Source organism: Streptomyces sp. NPDC047061 (genome assembly GCF_040643955.1).
In the GTDB taxonomy this organism is placed as follows: domain Bacteria; phylum Actinomycetota; class Actinomycetes; order Streptomycetales; family Streptomycetaceae; genus Streptomyces.
In genome coordinates this window covers 72,560-88,489 of record NZ_JBEYVI010000032.1, presented here as the reverse complement: position 1 = coordinate 88,489, position 15,930 = coordinate 72,560, and the positions used below count along the sequence as shown (strand labels likewise).

The 15,930-nt window shown below is 72.6% G+C and carries 13 protein-coding genes, 1 pseudogene and 1 riboswitch; of the genes and pseudogenes, 5 read left to right on the top strand and 9 right to left on the bottom strand.

Annotation, left to right across the window (positions count from 1 at the left end):
- Positions 1-137 precede the first annotated feature (137 nt).
- Positions 138-572 (top strand): MazG nucleotide pyrophosphohydrolase domain-containing protein, encoded by a 435-nt coding sequence (locus ABZ887_RS35540; RefSeq protein WP_361298849.1) that lies wholly within the window; start codon positions 138-140, stop codon positions 570-572.
- Positions 573-579: 7 nt separating this feature from the next.
- On the opposite strand, the gene ABZ887_RS35535 is transcribed toward ABZ887_RS35540, so the two are convergent.
- From ABZ887_RS35535 to ABZ887_RS35515, 5 genes and pseudogenes are all read right to left on the bottom strand, one after another.
- Entirely contained in the window at positions 580-1,995 is a 1,416-nt protein-coding gene (locus tag ABZ887_RS35535; protein WP_361298846.1) for a hypothetical protein, read from the bottom strand.
- A gap of 233 nt (positions 1,996-2,228) precedes the next feature.
- The gene (locus ABZ887_RS35530; protein WP_361298843.1) at positions 2,229-2,588 is read right to left on the bottom strand and encodes a DUF6204 family protein; all 360 of its coding nucleotides are present in this window, start codon (positions 2,586-2,588) and stop codon (positions 2,229-2,231) included.
- Between the two features lie 61 nt (positions 2,589-2,649).
- Positions 2,650-3,201, bottom strand: coding sequence for a histidine phosphatase family protein (locus tag ABZ887_RS35525; RefSeq protein ID WP_361298840.1), 552 nt, complete (start codon positions 3,199-3,201; stop codon positions 2,650-2,652).
- A gap of 164 nt (positions 3,202-3,365) precedes the next feature.
- Positions 3,366-5,026, bottom strand: a pseudogene (locus ABZ887_RS35520) (hypothetical protein).
- A 155-nt stretch (positions 5,027-5,181) separates the two neighbouring features.
- Positions 5,182-5,400: riboswitch (cobalamin riboswitch) on the bottom strand.
- Between the two features lie 125 nt (positions 5,401-5,525).
- Positions 5,526-6,248, bottom strand: a complete 723-nt coding sequence (locus tag ABZ887_RS35515) for an IclR family transcriptional regulator (protein ID WP_361298837.1) — start codon at positions 6,246-6,248, stop codon at positions 5,526-5,528.
- 74 nt (positions 6,249-6,322) lie between these two features.
- Here ABZ887_RS35515 and mhpD point away from each other — a divergent pair, with 74 nt between their 5' ends.
- From mhpD to ABZ887_RS35495, 4 genes are read left to right on the top strand one after another with little or no spacing between them, the layout of a single operon-like run.
- Complete coding sequence (mhpD, locus tag ABZ887_RS35510) at positions 6,323-7,120, top strand: 2-keto-4-pentenoate hydratase (RefSeq protein WP_361298834.1); 798 nt, start codon at positions 6,323-6,325, stop codon at positions 7,118-7,120.
- Positions 7,117-8,049: an acetaldehyde dehydrogenase (acetylating) gene (locus ABZ887_RS35505; RefSeq protein ID WP_361298831.1), complete on the top strand. Its 933-nt coding sequence runs from the start codon at positions 7,117-7,119 to the stop codon at positions 8,047-8,049. The genes mhpD and ABZ887_RS35505 overlap by 4 nt, the downstream gene beginning before the upstream one ends.
- Positions 8,046-9,059 (top strand): 4-hydroxy-2-oxovalerate aldolase, encoded by a 1,014-nt coding sequence (gene dmpG, locus ABZ887_RS35500; protein WP_361298828.1) that lies wholly within the window; start codon positions 8,046-8,048, stop codon positions 9,057-9,059. The genes ABZ887_RS35505 and dmpG overlap by 4 nt, the downstream gene beginning before the upstream one ends.
- Before the next feature lie 37 nt (positions 9,060-9,096).
- Positions 9,097-9,930 carry an isocitrate lyase/phosphoenolpyruvate mutase family protein gene (locus ABZ887_RS35495; protein WP_361298825.1) on the top strand — a complete coding sequence of 278 codons (834 nt, stop codon included), beginning with the start codon at positions 9,097-9,099 and terminating at the stop codon, positions 9,928-9,930.
- Between the two features lie 72 nt (positions 9,931-10,002).
- On the opposite strand, the gene ABZ887_RS35490 is transcribed toward ABZ887_RS35495, so the two are convergent.
- The 4 genes from ABZ887_RS35490 to ABZ887_RS35475 all read right to left on the bottom strand — a co-directional run bounded on the left by ABZ887_RS35490 (position 10,003) and on the right by ABZ887_RS35475 (position 15,780).
- Entirely contained in the window at positions 10,003-12,435 is a 2,433-nt protein-coding gene (locus tag ABZ887_RS35490; RefSeq protein ID WP_361298822.1) for a carbohydrate binding domain-containing protein, read from the bottom strand.
- Between the two features lie 267 nt (positions 12,436-12,702).
- Positions 12,703-13,848: a galactonate dehydratase gene (gene dgoD, locus ABZ887_RS35485; RefSeq protein WP_361298819.1), complete on the bottom strand. Its 1,146-nt coding sequence runs from the start codon at positions 13,846-13,848 to the stop codon at positions 12,703-12,705.
- A 72-nt stretch (positions 13,849-13,920) separates the two neighbouring features.
- Entirely contained in the window at positions 13,921-14,685 is a 765-nt protein-coding gene (locus tag ABZ887_RS35480; protein WP_361298816.1) for an SDR family NAD(P)-dependent oxidoreductase, read from the bottom strand.
- Positions 14,686-14,733: 48 nt separating this feature from the next.
- Entirely contained in the window at positions 14,734-15,780 is a 1,047-nt protein-coding gene (locus tag ABZ887_RS35475) for a LacI family DNA-binding transcriptional regulator (protein ID WP_361298813.1), read from the bottom strand.
- Between the last annotated feature and the right edge of the window lie 150 nt (positions 15,781-15,930).

Below are 15,930 nucleotides of genomic sequence, written 5' to 3'. Positions count from 1 at the left end.
CGCGCGATCCTGCCAGCAGGGCACGATCCTGGCCAGGGGAGGGGGCCAAGGCCGGGGGCCGGGGCGAGTGCTGGAGCCAGAGCCGGGGGCACGGCGGCGGCCCCGGACTGTCAGTGGCGGCGGCTAGAGTCGTTCGCATGACCAGTTCCGTCCCCGGTGCCCCGACCGGTACCTCGCCCGCCCGCCTCGTCCGGGAGTTCCACCACGCCTTCGGCCTGGACGCCCGCACCACGCCGACCGAGGTGTCCCCGGAACTGGCCGCGCACCGGGGGGAGCTGCTCGCCGAGGAGGCCGCGGAGGTCGCCGAGGTCGCGGTGGAGGGGCCCCTCGACCGGCTCGCGCACGAGCTGGCGGACGTGGTCTACGTGGCGTACGGCACCGCGCTGGTGCACGGGATCGACCTCGACGCGGTGCTCGCCGAGATCCACCGGTCCAACATGAGCAAGCTGGGGCCCGACGGGCAGGTGGCCCGCCGGGCCGACGGCAAGGTGCTCAAGGGCGAGCACTACCGGGCGCCGGACGTCTCGGCGGTGCTGCGCGGCCAGGGCTGGAGACCGGGCGGCGCGGTCTGACCCGGGGTCATAGGCTGCCGCCCGCCAGCTTCCACTCGCGGTGCAGGGTGCCCAGTGGGATGCCCCGTTCCAGCACCGGGGTGCCGAAGACCGACAGCTGGAGGCGCAGGGTGCCGGAGAGGTCGACCCCGCCGTACAGGCTCCAGTCGCCCTGGACGTCCGCGCCCGGGGTCGCGGAGGTGGCGGTGACCGTGCCGGTCGCCTCACCGCGCAGGTACGGCGCCAGGTCGGCGGTGACACCGACGCTGCCGTAGAGGCCGACGGAGGCCTCGGCGCCGAGCGTGGTCCTGACGCCGCCCGCGGTGGTCACCGAGGTGCGCACCGGCGTGCTCGTCATGGTCGAGCTGCTGACCGGCGTCCAGCCCTGGGCCGTGCCGAAGGTGCCGCCCGCCTTGAAGTCGCCCTTCAGGTTCTGCTCCACGTCGACGGAGATCTTCCCGTCGCCGCTCACCTGGAGGTAGCAGGTCAGGTCGAGGTTGACGACGACGGGGACCGCGCCGACCTGGAGCACGGGGTCGGCGTGCAGCTTGGCGAACGGGATGCGCAGCGGGGTGGCCGTGGCCGCCGCCCGCCCCTTGACCGCCCAGCCGGAGTCCCAGTCGCCGGAGACGCCGAGGTAGGCGGAGCCGGGCGCGCTGCCGGTGCCCGCGCCGCCGTAGGCGAAGTCGACCTGCGGGGCGACCTGGACGAAGCCGGAGACCGAGGCCGCGGCGGACGCCGGGGCGCCCTCGGCGGTCGGTATCTCGGTGCTGACGTCCAGCCGGAGGCTGCCGAGCGGTACGTGGGCGCCCTCGGGACCGACGTGCACGTCACCGGCCTTGGACCAGGAGACCTTGACGTCGGGCAGCAGCTTGTCGACGTCGAAGGCGGCCGGGTCGACGGGCGCGGTGCCCTTGGCGGTGTCGTCGCCGAGGAGGGCGTCGAGGGTGGCGGGCTCGGTCTGCACCTCGGTGCCGGCGTCGGTCTCGCCGAGCACCTTGGTCACCTTGGCGAGCAGTCCGTCCGGGGCGCCGGGCGCGGGGGTGCTGGCGATGACGTCACCGACGGCGGCCTGGCGGGCGGCGGCGGAGGCCGATGGCGAGGGGGTGGCGGAGACCGTCGGGGCGGCCGGACTTCCCTTGCCCGGGGAATTCCCCTTCGCAGCAGCGGATATGACGGCCCGTCGGGTCTTGCTGTCGTACGAGCTGACGGTGAGCGTGGTGCGGTGGGCCGGGCGGCCGGCACCCGCCGAGCCGGCGGCCGTGGTCGCGGTGGCGGCGGGTGCGGCGGCGACGGCGAGCGCCTGGCCGTCCGTGCGGGCGGCGGCGGAGGCACCGTCGGAGACCCGGGCGGTCTCCCGGGCGTGGTCGCCGGCGGAGGTCTGGTGCTGCGGCGAGGAGCAGCCGGCGGCGAGGAGGAGGGCGGTCACGGCGAAGGCGGGCATGAGGGCATGCCCTGGCCTCGTGCGTCTGCGCAAGGTCGGTCCTGAGGGTGGGGGGTCGCGAAGGAACATCGACTTTGTTACCGATGGGTAGAACTGGTCGGTAACTCGATGTGGCCCCGAGCATGCCACGCCTGCGGCACAGGAACTCCACCATCAGGTCACATCCCGACGTGACCTGAACCACGGCGACTTCAGGCCGCCGTGGCCGTTTCCGCGAGGGGGCGGCGCGCGGGTCAGCCCTGCTGCCGCGCGGCCGCCCGGCGCTGCCGCTTGCCGAGGGGCGCCTGGGAGAGGTCCTCCGCGCTGGACCGGAGGTTCTTGTAGCCGTAGCCGCGCTCGGCCAGCCACGCCCTGGCTGCCTCCTCGGCACGCTCGGTGGCCTCCAGGATGTCCTCCTCGTCCTCCCCGCTGTCCTGGAAGCGGAAGGTGAAGGCGGGACGGGCGGCGATGTCGTAACTGAGGTGGCCCTCGGGGGTGAAGGCCGCGCGCAGCACGTCGTGTTCGGCGGCCCGGGAGAGCAGTTCGGCGCGTTGCCCGGCGCTGAGGCCGTCGAAGACGCCGCGGACGGTCACGCGGAAGGTGCGGGTGGTCATGGCGCGACCCTAGGCAGGACGGGGCGCACCGCTCCACCACATTTCCGGCGCCCCGCCGGGGCTACCCGCCGACCTGGCCGAGCCGCAGGTTCCAGCGACCGGGCCCGCCCGTGATCTCCGTCGCCGACAGCGGCGGGGTGTCCACGCGCCAGAACGCGGTATCGGGGGCCCCCAGTACGTGCAGCACCATGGCCCGCACCACCTCCGGCTCCACCACGGCGATCGTCCTGCCGATGGTCAGGCCCGTCCGGTCCAGCCAGCCGGTGACCCGCGCGCACAACTCCCTTACCGACTCGCCCCCGTGGGGCGCGGCGCCCGGGTCGGTCAGCCACTGGAGCAGCGCGTCGGGTTCGGCGGCGCCGATCTCGTCCAGCGCCCGGCCCCGCCAACGGCCCGCGTCCAGGCCCGACAGCTCGGGCTCCGCCGAGGCGTCCAGGCCCAGCGCGGCCGCCGTCTCCCGGCAGCGCACGCCGGGGGAGTGGACGACCTCGCCCGCGGCCGGCAGGGACAGCGTGACCTTCCCGGGGTTCTCGATCGAGTCACCGTCGTAGAAGCGGGCCCGCCGCAGCGAGGGGGTGAAGGCCGGGGCTATCAGGATGACTCGGCAGGTCACGGGGCGGTTCCTCCATGGTCGTCCATCGGTGTCGGGCGGTGTCGGGCGGAGTCTGGTGATGTCGGGCGGTGTCCGGTCGTGGCGGTGACGGGTGACGGCGGTGGTGACGGCGGGTGCCGGACGCGCACGACAGTACGCCGTCCGGCACCCGCACCAGGACCCGGCTAGAGCTCCGCGCGCACCGAACGTGCCGCCGCGACGAGGTTCTCCAGGGAGGCCCGGACCTCAGGCCAGCCGCGGGTCTTCAGCCCGCAGTCGGGGTTGACCCAGAGCTGTTCGGCGGGGATGGCCCGCAGGCCGGTCCGCACCAGGTCGGCGGCCTCCGCCGGGCTCGGCACCCGGGGCGAGTGGATGTCGTAGACCCCGGGTCCCGCCTCGCGCGGATAACCGTGCGCGGCGAGTTCGCGGGCGACCTGCATGTGCGAGCGGGCCGCCTCCAGGCTGATGACGTCCGCGTCGAGGTCGTCGATGGCCCGGACGATGTCACCGAACTCGGCGTAGCACATGTGCGTGTGGATCTGGGTCTCCGGACGGACTCCGCCGGTCGTCAGGCGGAACGCCTCGGTCGCCCACGCCAGGTACCCGTCCCGGTCGGCGGCCCGCAGCGGCAGGGTCTCGCGCAGCGCGGGCTCGTCGACCTGGATGACCGAAGTGCCCGCCCTCTCCAGGTCGCCGACCTCGTCGCGCAGGGCGAGTGGGCGAGCCCCTTGGCGAGGGTGACGATCTCGGCGGTCTTCTGCTTCGCGAAGGCCAGCCAGCGCAGGACCTGCGGTGCGATGTCCCGCTCGGCGGCCGTGTCCAGCGGCACGTGGAGGAGGGAGCAGGAGGCGGCGACGTCGACCCGGCCGGCGAGGCCCAGCAGGGTGCCGAGGGTGGTGAGGGACGCCGGCAGGTCGTTGACCCAGACGTTGCGGCCGTCGACGACACCGGCGACCAGCCGCTTGCCGGGCAGCCCCCCGACGGCGGCCAGGGCGTCCAGGTTGGCGGCCGCGGCCCCGGTGAAGTCCAGGGCGAGCCCCTCGACCGGGGCCTTGGCCAGCACCGGCAGGGCCTCGCCGAGCCGGTCGAAGTAGGAGGCGACCAGGAGCTTCGGCCGGTCGGTGCGGGCGCCCAGGTCGCGGTAGGCGCGGGCGACGGCGGCCAGCTCGCCCGGGGTGCGGTCCTGGACCAGGGCGGGCTCGTCGAGCTGCACCCACTCGGCGCCGGCTGCCCGCAGGTCGGCGAGGACCTCGGCGTACACCGGGAGCAGCCGGTCGAGGAGGGTGAGCGGGTCGAAGCCGGCGGGCACACCGGGCGCCGGCTTGGCGAGCAGCAGATAGGTGACCGGGCCGACCAGCACCGGCCGGGCCGCGAGCCCGAGGGCCAGCGCCTCCCGCAATTCGTCCACCTGCTTGGCGGAGTTCGCGGTGAAGACGGTGTCGGGACCCAACTCCGGCACCAGGTAGTGGTAGTTGGTGTCGAACCACTTCGTCATCTCCAGCGGCGCGCTGTCCTGGGTGCCGCGGGCCATGGCGAAGTAGCCGTTCAGGGCATCGGCTTCGACGGCGGCGCGGTGCCGCTCGGGGACGGCGCCGACCATCACGGTGGTGTCGAGGACGTGGTCGTAGTACGAGAAGTCGCCGGTCGGCACCTCATGGAGGCCGGCCTCGGCGAGCTGCCGCCAGGTGGAGCGGCGCAGTTCGGCGGTGGTGGCGCGCAGGGCGCCGGCGGTGACCCGGCCCTGCCAGTAGCTCTCGATCGCCTTCTTCAGTTCCCGGGCCGGCCCCTGGCGGGGGTAGCCGTACACGGTGGCCCGGGCTGCCGCGGCTGCGGACTTGGCTGTCACGGAGATCTCCTTCGCGAGACGATTCCCTGAGATCCCGGTGACGGGACGAGAGCGCGAAGGGATGACGGACCGGACGGCGACGGTCGTATACGACCGCCCCTCCGATGTGCACGCCGACCCGCCCACGAGGTCACCGGGATGTCCGCGCACGAGTGGTTCGCACACGGGCAGTCGGCAGGTCTTCGGACTCGCGGGCGCGTCTCGGAACCGCATGAGACACCTACTGGCCGTCGCTTCCCGGATCCGGTGGATCCAGTGCGTATGACGGCGGTCGTTCCCACTCACCGCTGCGGGGCAGTCCCGGACTCACACCGGGTTCCCTCTTACGACACCCCGCCTGGCGGACAGGGCGAACCAGCTGCGCGGCCCACCTTACGACCCCGGCGCCTGCCGCGCCCCAAAGGGGCGCGGGGAACTGCGCGACCAGCCACGCACGAACCCGCACCCGCCGTCCCTGAACACCCCCACCCCCGTAGGCGCGTCCCCAGACCCGAACAACTCACCGACCCGACCGCAACGCCCGCGACAACCCCAACGCGGCCGTCCGCACCGCAGGTGCAAGCTGCGCCGGCCGAAACCGCCCGCACGGCACCGCCACCGACAGCGCCGCCACCGCCGTCGGCCCGTCGAAAACCGGCGCCGCGATACAGCTGACCCCCTCCGCCGCCTCTTCCTCCTCGTACGCCAGCCCCGCGACCTGCGCCTGCTCCACTGCCGTACGCAGCCGCGCGGGCTCCGTCACCGAGCGGGCCGTCAACCGCGGCAGCGGCGCCGCCAGCACCTCCTCGACCAGCTCGGCGCCCGAGAACGCCAGCAGGGCCTTGCCGACCCCGGTGCAGGTCAGCGGGAGCCGGCCGCCGATCCGGGACGGCAGCCGCAGCACGTCGTGGCCGTGGATGCGCTCGACGTAGACCACCTCGTGGCCCTCGCGCACCCCGAGGTGCACGGTCTCGTGGGTGGCCTCGAACAGGTCCTGGAGGAACGGCAGCGCGGCCTCCCGCAGATCCTGCCGGCGCGGCACCAGCGACCCCAGCTCGAAGAGGGCGCCGCCCAGCCGGTAGGTGTCCGCGTCCCGTTCCAGCAGGCCGAGCCGGACCAGCTCGGCGCAGAGCCGGAACACGGTGGTCTTGGGCAGCTTGGACCGCTCGGTCAGTTCCGTCAGACGGAACGCACCGCCGTTCGGTCGGTAGCAGTCCAGGACCGCCACGGCCTTGTCGAGCATGTTTCCCTGATTGCTGTTCCGTACCACGGAACATATTTTGCCTCGTTTCCCGGCGCCCGCCTATACCTGTCGGCATGAGCCCTGACCTCGTCACCAAGGTGGCCGACGTCCTCGACGAAGCCACCCGCACCGGCATCCCCTGCGCCCCTGTGCGCGCCCTCCTCCCCGAGGACGACATCGAGACCGCCTACGCGGTGCAGCGGCTGCACGTCGAGCGGGGCGTGGCCGCGGGCCGCCGGCTGGTGGGCCGCAAGATCGGGCTGACCTCGCCCGCCGTGCAGCGGCAGCTCGGGGTCGGACAGCCCGACTTCGGGGCCCTCTTCGCGGACATGGCGGTCGCCGAGGGCGAGCAGGTCGCGGCCGGCCGGCTCCTCCAGCCCAAGGTCGAGGCCGAGGTCGCCCTGGTCCTCGCCACCGACCTGCCGCACCGCGACCCGACCGTCGCCGACCTGCTGCGGGCCACCGCCTTCGCGCTGCCCGCGCTGGAGATCGTGGACAGCCGGATCGCCGACTGGGACATCACCATCGTCGACACCGTCGCCGACAACGCCTCCAGCGGCCTGTTCGTCCTCGGCGGCACACCGGTCCCGCTGGACCGGGTCGACCTGCGTGGGGTCCGGATGACCCTGGCCAAGAACGGCGAGACCGTCTCGCAGGGCACCGGCGCCGACTGCCTGGGCAGCCCGCTCACCGCCGCCCGCTGGCTCGCCGCCACCCTGGCCGGGCTCGGCGACCCGCTGCGGGCCGGCGACATCGTCCTGACCGGAGCGCTCGGCCCGATGGCGGTCGCCGCCGAGGGCGACGAGTTCACCGCCCGTATCGAGGGCCTCGGCACGGTCGGGGTCACCTTCGCCACCGAGGGAGCAGCATGACCACGAAGGTCGCCGTCATCGGGTCCGGGAACATCGGCACCGACCTGATGATCAAGATCCTGCGGCTCTCCGAGTCGCTGGAGATCGCCGCCATGGCCGGTATCGACCCGGACTCCGACGGCCTGGCCCGCGCCCGCCGCCTGAAGGTGGCCACCACCCACGAGGGCGTGGACGGGCTGGTCGGCCTGGACGAGTTCGAGGACGTCTCGATCGTCTTCGACGCCACCTCCGCCGGCGCCCACCGCCGCCACGACGAGGTGCTGCGGGCCCGCGGCCGTACGGTCGTCGACCTCACCCCCGCCGCGCTCGGCCCGTACGTGGTCCCGCCCGTCAACGGCGACGCCCACCTGGACGCCCCGAACGTCAACATGGTCACCTGCGGCGGCCAGGCCACCATCCCGGTCGTGGCCGCGGTGAACGCCGTGACACCCGTCCACTACGGCGAGATCGTCGCCTCGATCTCCTCCCGCTCCGCCGGGCCCGGCACCCGCGCCAACATCGACGAGTTCACCGAGACCACGGCGTCCGCCATCGAGAAGGTCGGCGGCGCGGCCCGCGGCAAGGCGATCATCGTGCTCAACCCCGCCGAACCGCCCCTGATCATGCGGGACACCGTGCACTGCCTGGTCGGCGACTGCGACGACGCGGCGGTCACGGCCTCGGTCGAGGAGATGGTCGCGCGCGTGCAGACGTACGTCCCCGGCTACCGCCTCAAGCAGAAGGTGCAGTTCGAGCGGGTGGCCGCCGACGACCCGCTGCGCACCCTGGCCCCCGGCGACGCCGTGAAGGTCTCCGTCTTCCTCGAAGTGGAGGGCGCCGCCCACTACCTGCCCGCCTACGCCGGCAACCTCGACATCATGACCTCGGCCGCGCTGCGCACCGCGGAGCGCATGGCTGCCCACCGCACCCAGGAGGTGGCGTCCCGATGACCGGTCCCCGTCTGTACGTCCAGGACGTCACCCTGCGGGACGGCATGCACGCCGTCCGCCACCGCTACACCGTCGACCAGGCCCGCACCATCGCCGCCGCCCTCGACGCCGCAGGGGTCCGCGCCATCGAGGTCGCCCACGGCGACGGCCTGTCCGGCTCCAGCGTCACCTACGGCGTCGGCGCGCACACCGACTGGGAGTGGATCGAGGCGGTCGTGGGCGCCGTGCACCAGGCGATCCCGACCACTCTCCTCCTCCCCGGCATCGGCACGGTCCACGACCTCAAGCAGGCCCACTCCCTGGGCATCCGCTCGGTCCGCATCGCCACCCACTGCACCGAGGCCGACATCTCCGCCCAGCACATCGCCGCCGCGCGGGAACTGGGCATGGACGTGGCCGGGTTCCTGATGATGTCCCACCTCGCCGAACCCGCCGAACTCGCCCGCCAGGCCAAGCTGATGGAGTCCTACGGCGCGCACTGCGTGTACGTCACCGACTCCGGCGGTCGCCTGACCATGGACGGCGTCCGCGACCGGGTCCGCGCCTACCGGGACGTCCTCGACCCGGCCACCGGACTCGGCATCCACGCCCACCACAACCTCGGCCTGGGCGTGGCCAACTCGGTCGTCGCCGTCGAGAACGGCGTCACCCGCGTCGACGCCTCCCTCGCCGGGCAGGGCGCCGGGGCCGGCAACTGCCCGCTGGAGGCGTTCGTCGCGGTCGCCGACCTGATGGGCTGGGAGCACGGCTGCGAGCTGTTCCCGCTGATGGACGCCGCGGACGACGTCGTACGACCGCTGCAGGACCGCGAGGTGCGGGTGGACCGCGAGACGCTCACCCTCGGCTACGCGGGCGTGTACTCCAGCTTCCTGCGGCACGCGGAGGCCGCCGCCCGGCGCCATGGCCTCGACACCCGCGCCATCCTGGTCGAGGTGGGCCGCCGCAAGCTGGTCGGCGGCCAGGAGGACATGATCACGGACATCGCCCTGGACCTCACCGGGGGCAGCTGACGCGTGATTGTCAGTGCCGGCTGACACACTCGTCGACGTGGACACCCAACGCCGTGAACTGGCCGCACGCTTCGTCGAGTCGCACCGGGAAGGCTGCTTCCTGCTCCCCAACGCGTGGGACGCGGGAAGCGCCCGGATCCTGGAAGCGGCCGGTTTCCCGGCCGTGGCCACCACCAGCGCCGGCATCGCCTTCTCGCTGGGCCGCGCGGACCACGACTACGGCGGCGGCCGGGTCGACCGCGCGACGATGGTGGAGCGGATCCGGGACATCGCCGCGGAGGTGAGGATCCCGGTGAGCGCGGACCTGGAGGACGGGTTCGGGGAGTCCCCCGAGACCGTGGCCGAAACGATCTCGATGACGCTCGGCGCCGGAGCCGCGGGCGGCAACATCGAGGACTTCACGGGCGACCGCGCACAGCCGTTGTACGACCCGAAGCTGGCGGCCGACCGGATCCGCGCCGCGCGCGAGGTGATCGACGCGGCCGGCGAGCCGTTCGCCCTGGTCGGCCGGACCGACGTGCTGCTCACCGGCGGCCCGCTCGACGAGGCGGTGCGCCGGGCCAACGCCTATCTCGCGGCGGGCGCCGACTGCGCGTTCGTGCCGGGCGCGGCGGACGCGGCGACGATCGGCACGCTGGTCAGGGAGATCGACGGACCGTTGAACGTGGTGATGGGGCTGACGGGCGGCGCCCTGTCCCTGGCCGACCTCCGTGAACTCGGCGTGCGCCGGGTCACGGTGGGCGGGAGTATCGCGCGGGCGATGTACGCGCAGCTGCTGGGCGCGGCGCGGGAGCTGGCGGAGCGGGGGACCTTCTCGTACGCCGAGCACCAGATCTCGCAGACGGATCTGAACGAGCTCTTCCGGAGATGACGAGCTCGTCCGGGGACGGGGAAGCGGGCGGGCCGGTGTTCCGGCCCGCCCGCCCGCTCGCCGCCGCTGCTGTTACGACAGCTTGATCACTGAGTAGTCGTCGCAGTAACCGGCCGCCGAACCGGAGTTCTTGTAGCAGTAGACCCCGGCGGAGGTGGTGGAGACGCCCGTGGTGAAGAAGATCGGCTGCTGGGCGTAGGACGTGGTCGAGGTCCGCAGGTACGTCTCCGTACCGCCGAAGCTCTTCACGCCGACCGCGACCTCCTCACCTGCGGTGGCCACCTTGGCCCAGCCGGCCAGCAGGTAGGTACCGCCGGCGGTGAGACCGCTCACCGTCTGGATGGCGCCGCTGGCACTGACCCCGGTCTGCAGCGCGTAGGTGCCGGAGCGGGCGTTGGAGGCGACCACGCTGGACGCCGTTCCGGTCGACTGGGCCCAGGGGGTCAGGGCGCCGGTCTCGTAGCCGGGGTTGGTGACGGCGTTGGTGGCGGAGGACAGGGGCTCCACCGCGAGGTCGTCGCAGTAGCCCGCGCCGCTGCCGCCGGCGTTCTTCCAGCAGTAGACGGTGGCCGTGGTGCTCGACGACCCGGTGGTGAACAGCACCGCCGCCTGGCTGTAGGACGTGGTGGCGATGTTGGTGTAGGTCTCCGTGCCGCCGAAGTTCTTCACGCCGATCGCGAGGGTCTCACCCGCGGTGGCGACCTTGGCCCAGCCGGTCAGCAGATAGGTGGTGCTGGGGCTGAGGCCGGTCAGGGCCTGGTTGGCGCCGCTGCTGCTCGCGGTGGTGGTGAGCGCGTAGCTTCCGGTGCGGGCGTTGGCCGCGGTCACCGAGGAGGCGTTGCCGCTGGCCTGCGTCCACGGGCTCAACGCTCCCGTCTCGAAGCCCGCGTTGGAGAGCAGGTTGCCGCCGGTGCCGTTGTAGGCGCCGATGTTGGGGGCGGCCGTCGCGGAGACGGCGTTGCCGAAGGCGTCGTAGCCGCCGTTGGAGCTGATCACCGTGCCGGCCCGGATCACCGGGGAGGACGCGTGCACCTGGTAGGCGTTCTTGCCGGTGTACGAGGACGAGGTGCCGGCGTTGCCCGGGTTGCGGAACTCGGGGTCGGCGGTCACCTTCGCGGCGTCGGCGGGCTCGCGGGACGGGTGGTTGCCGTAGAAGAGGTTGTTGGAGTAGGTCGACGTGCCGGTGGTGGTGAAGTAGTTGCCGGAGCCGTAGTTGAAGACGGCGTTGTTCTGGAAGGACAGGGCGCCGCTGATGGAGGTGCCGGAGCGGGAGTACAGGATCGGGGTGCTCAGGCCGTCCCGGACGGAGAAGGTGTTGTTGTAGAACAGCGGGACGGCGGACGAGCTGCCGCTCTGGTTGGGGACTCCGCCGACGAAGTGCAGGACTCCGGCGCCGTGGGTCTGGGTGCCGGAGGCGGGGCAGCCGGAGTTGCTGCCGTCGTTCTCGCTGATGTTGTAGCGGACCACCGTGCCGTCGCTGGGCACCGTCGAGGTGGGCTCGTTGGCGATGGTGAAGGGCGGCATCACCAGCAGGAAGCCGCCGAGGTTCTGGTGGCTGTAGTTGTACTGGAACGTGGTGTTGTGGTTGCCCCAGTCCACGTCGAAGCCGGTGCCGTCGGCGCCGTTGACGTGGCAGTAGACCTCGTTGTTCTGGACGACGGTGTTGCTGCTGCCGGACATCCAGATGCCGGCGGAGGCGCCGTTGCAGTACTGGCCGGACGGCGGGCAGGTGGACTTGGCGCCGCCGTAGCCCGCCTTGTTGCCGTCGATCAGGGCGCCGTCGTTCTTCACGACGAGGATGTCGTCGGCGCCGTCGTAGGTCATCGTGTTGTTGCGGATGACGGTGTTCGTGGTCAGACCGGTGCCCTGGCCGTCCCCGTCCGGGGTGACGGCGACGGCGATCCGGTCGACGTGGTCGAAGGTGTTGTTCTCGACGACGACGTCGTCCCAGGTGGAGACCGGGGTGGTGTGGTCGGTCTGGACGCCTACGCCCGCGTTGGTGGAGTACCAGCCGCCGCCGTAGCCCGCGATGTTGTGGATGTACATGTCGTGCACGCGGATGTGGTGCAGGACGCCGCCGGAGCTGTTCTCGGCGAGGACGCCGGAGCGGTAGGCGGGCGAGGAGGCGTTGTCGACCAGCTCCAGGCCGCCGATGTCCCAGTACTGCTGGTTGAGCAGCTTGACGACCGCGCCGGTGGCACCGGCCGCGTCGATGACCGGCTTGGCGCCGGAGCCGTAGGAGCTGATCGAGATGTTGCTGCCCGAGGCTCCCGAGCCGCCGGGGGAGAGCTGGCCGGTGCAGGTGGTGCCGGCCTTGAACAGGATGCTGTCGCCTGCGGCGAAGGTGGTGCCGTTGACGCTGCCGACCGCGTTCCAGGGGCTGGCCTGGGTGCCGGTGCCGTTGCTGGATGCCGAGCAGTCGACGTAGTAGGCGGTGCCGGCCGCGTGCGCGGCGGTGGCCGGGACGAGCAGGGCGCCGGCCAGGGTGGCCAGAAGAGTCAGCACGCGGGCTGTTCGACTGGCCGTACTCGAGGTTGATCTGCGACGCTTCATTGCGACGCTCCTTGGTGAGAGTGAGTGTCCTCCGAAAGCCGGGCGGGTCCGTTGCCGCGGGCCCGTCCGGAATCTGTGGGGTGCGGGAGCGTTCTCGGCTGCGGGTGCGCTGTGGCTTGTCGCGCAGTTCCCCGCGCCCCCAAGAAGGTGGGTCGACTGGTCCCACCTCATAGGGGCGCGAGCAACCCCCACCGGCCCGCAGCCGAGCCGCTACCGTCGCTACCAGGACGCCAGCGAACCGTCCCTGTTCCGCCATACCGGGTTGCGCCAGCGGTGGCCCTTCTCCGCCGCCTCCCGGACGACGGCCTCGTCGATCTCGATGCCGAGGCCCGGCCCGGTGAGCCGGTCGATGTAGCCGTCCTTCACCTCGAAGGGCGAGGTGTCGGCCAGGTACCCCAGCAACCCGCTGCTGTCGCCGTACCCGATGCCCAGTGACTGTTCCTGGATCAGGAAGTTCGGGACGGCGAAGTCGAGTTGGAGGCTCGCGGCGAGGGCGATGGGGCCGAGGGGGCAGTGCGGGGCGACGAGGACGTCGTAGGTCTCCGCCAGCGCAGCGATCCTGCGGGTCTCCGAGATGCCGCCCGCGTGGCTGATGTCGGGCTGGGCCACCGCGATCCCGTCGCCGAGGACGTCACGGAAGTCCCAGCGGGAGAAGAGGCGTTCGCCCGTGGCGATGGGGATGGACGTGGCACGGACGACCTCGCCGAGGTCGCGCGTGAACTCCGGCAGCACCGGCTCCTCCACGAACATCGGCAGCAGAGGCTCCAGGTAGGGAAGGACCCGCCGCGACATCGCTCCGCTGAAGCGGCCGTGGAAGTCCAGCGCCAGGTCCCGGTCGGGGCCGATCGCCTCGCGGACCGCCGTCACCCGGTCCACGATCGCGGCGATCGCGGCCGGCGTGGCCAGCGGTTCCAGCTGTGCGCAGGGGTTCATCTTCACGGCGGTCAGGCCCTTGGCCACCTGGTCCGCCGCCGACTCGGCGAGTTCCTCGGGCGTCTCGCCGTACAGCCATCCGTAGATGCGGACGCGGTCGCGGACGTGGCCGCCGAGGAGCTGGTGCACGGGGACGCCGTGGGTCTTGCCGGCGATGTCCCACAGGGCCTGGTCGATGCCGGCGAGGGCGCTGCTGAGCACCGGGCCGCCCCGGTAGAAGCCGCCCTTGGCGAGCGTCTGCCAGTGCTCCTCGATACGGGCCGGGTCCTGGCCGAGGAGGTGGTCGAACATCTCCTCGACGGCCTTGGCGGTGGTGTGTGCCTTGCCCTCGACGATGGGTTCCCCCCAGCCGGAGATGCCCTCGTCGGTGTCGACGCGCAGGAACAGCCAGCGCGGCTCGACGAAGAACAGCTCGTATCCGGTGATTTTCATGGTGCGGGACCTCCGGGTCCGCGGGCACGACGGCCCGGGGCGGTGACGTACGAGGAAGGGGAGAGCTGCGCGTTACTCGTGGGCGCTGATGCTGCGGCCGCCGTCCACCACCAGGTTCTGGCCGGTGATGAAGGCCGCGTCCGCGGAGCCGAGGAAGGCGACGGCGGCGGCGATGTCCTCGGGTTCGCCGATGCGGCCGACGGGGGTGCGGGCGGCGGTCTGGGCGCGGTAGTCGGCCGGGGCGTTCACCCACAGGCCGGTGTCGACGGCCCCGGGGACGACCGCGTTGACGCGGATCCGGCCGCCGTACTCCACCGCCAGCTGCCGTACCAGCGCGGTGACTCCGCCCTTGGCGGCCGCGTAGGCGGGGAAGCCGCTGAAGCCGAGGACCGCGTGGACCGACGAGGTGACGACGATCGCGCCGTGGGAGGCGGAGAGCAGGGGCACGGCCGCGCGGCAGCCGTAGAAGACCGAGTCGAGGGCGAGGCGGAGATGGCTGTGCCAGGAGGCGTCGTCGAGTTCGTGGATCGCGCCGGGCAGGTTGCGGCCGGCGTTGAGGTGGAGGAGGTCCAGGCGGCCGGTCCACTGCTCGGCCGCCCGGACCGCGTGCGGCCAGGCGTCGGGGTCGGTCACGTCGAGGGCGCGGTGGCGGGCGTCGCCGCCCTTGGCGCGGACCTCCTCGGCGACCCGGGCGGCGCCCTCCTCGTTCACGTCGGTGACCAGGACGGCCGCGCCCTCACCGGCCAGCCGGTGGGCGGTGGCGGCGCCGATGCCGGAGGCGGCGGCGGTGAGCAGGGCGGTGCGCCCGGCGAAGCGGGTGGAGACGGTGCGGCTCATGGGGTTCCTCTCGGTGCGACCGGCGGCTCGGTCATCCCGTTAGGTGCGTCAGTCGGGTCTTCCGCCCGGTTCGGCCGGGGGAGCGGTGGAGCCGCGGCGGACCAGCCGCGGCTCGGTGGGGACGACCACGTCCCCGGGGGACTTGCCCTCGATCTCGGCGACCAGGGCGTCGACGGCGGCGGTGCCCAGGTCGTACAGGGGCATCGCGACCGTGGTGAGCGGTGGGGTGAGGTAGCCGGCGACCGGCAGGTCGTCGTTGCCGACCAGGGAGACGTCCTGCGGTACCCGCAGGCCGAGTTCGCCGATCGCGTGCAGCGCGCCGATCGCCTGGGCCAGCGAGCTGGTGTACAGCGCGGTGACCCGAGGCCGGGTGTCGGTGGGGGCGAGCAGGGCCCGGGCGGCCAGCGCGCCGCCCTCCTCGGTGAAGTCACCGGAGGCCACCGGCGCGGCGAGCAGTCCCAGCTCACCGGCGCGGTCCAGGAACGCCTGCCTGCGGTCCTCGCTGGGCGTGATGCCGGCCGGCCCCGAGATGTGGCCCACCACGCGATGGCCGAGCTCGTGCAGGTGGTCGAGCGCGGTGACGCTGGAACGGGCCACGTCCATGGTGACGTTGCGCCCCGAGCCCTCGACCGCGCGGTTGAGGAACACGTGCGGGACGGGGCTGCGGCGCAGCGTCTCCAGGAGCGGATGGCCGGGGCGGGCGGAGGCGATCAGCAGCCCGTCCACGCGGCCTTCCTTGACCAGGTCGTTGAAGGTCTCGTCGGCCTCCTGCCCGTCGAAGTCCTCGGCGAGCAGGGAGAGATAGCCCAGCTCACGGGCGCGCTGGTAGGCGCCGCGGGAGATGGTGACGTAGGTCGGGTTGCCGAGGGACGGCACCAGCAGGGCCAGGGCGTGGGTGCTCGCGCCGGCCAGGGCGCGGGCACCGGAGTGCGGGCGGTAGCCGAGGGCCTCGGCCACCTCGTGGATGCGCGCTCTGGTCTCGGGGCGGACGGACAGGTCCTGCCGTCCGTTGAGCACCTTGGACACGGTCGCCTTGGAGACGCCGGCCTCCCTGGCGACATCCACCAGCCTGGCCCGTACTGGCTGATCGGGCACTGCGGTTCCTCCAAGTGGTCGGTTGTGTTTGGCCTCTTGACACCTTCTGGCGCCGCAACCTAGCGTTCGCCGAAGTCTTGGTCAACCGGTTTCCTCAAGTGGATATCAGTGATATATCCATGCAGAACCTACCGAAACGGCAGGGCTGAA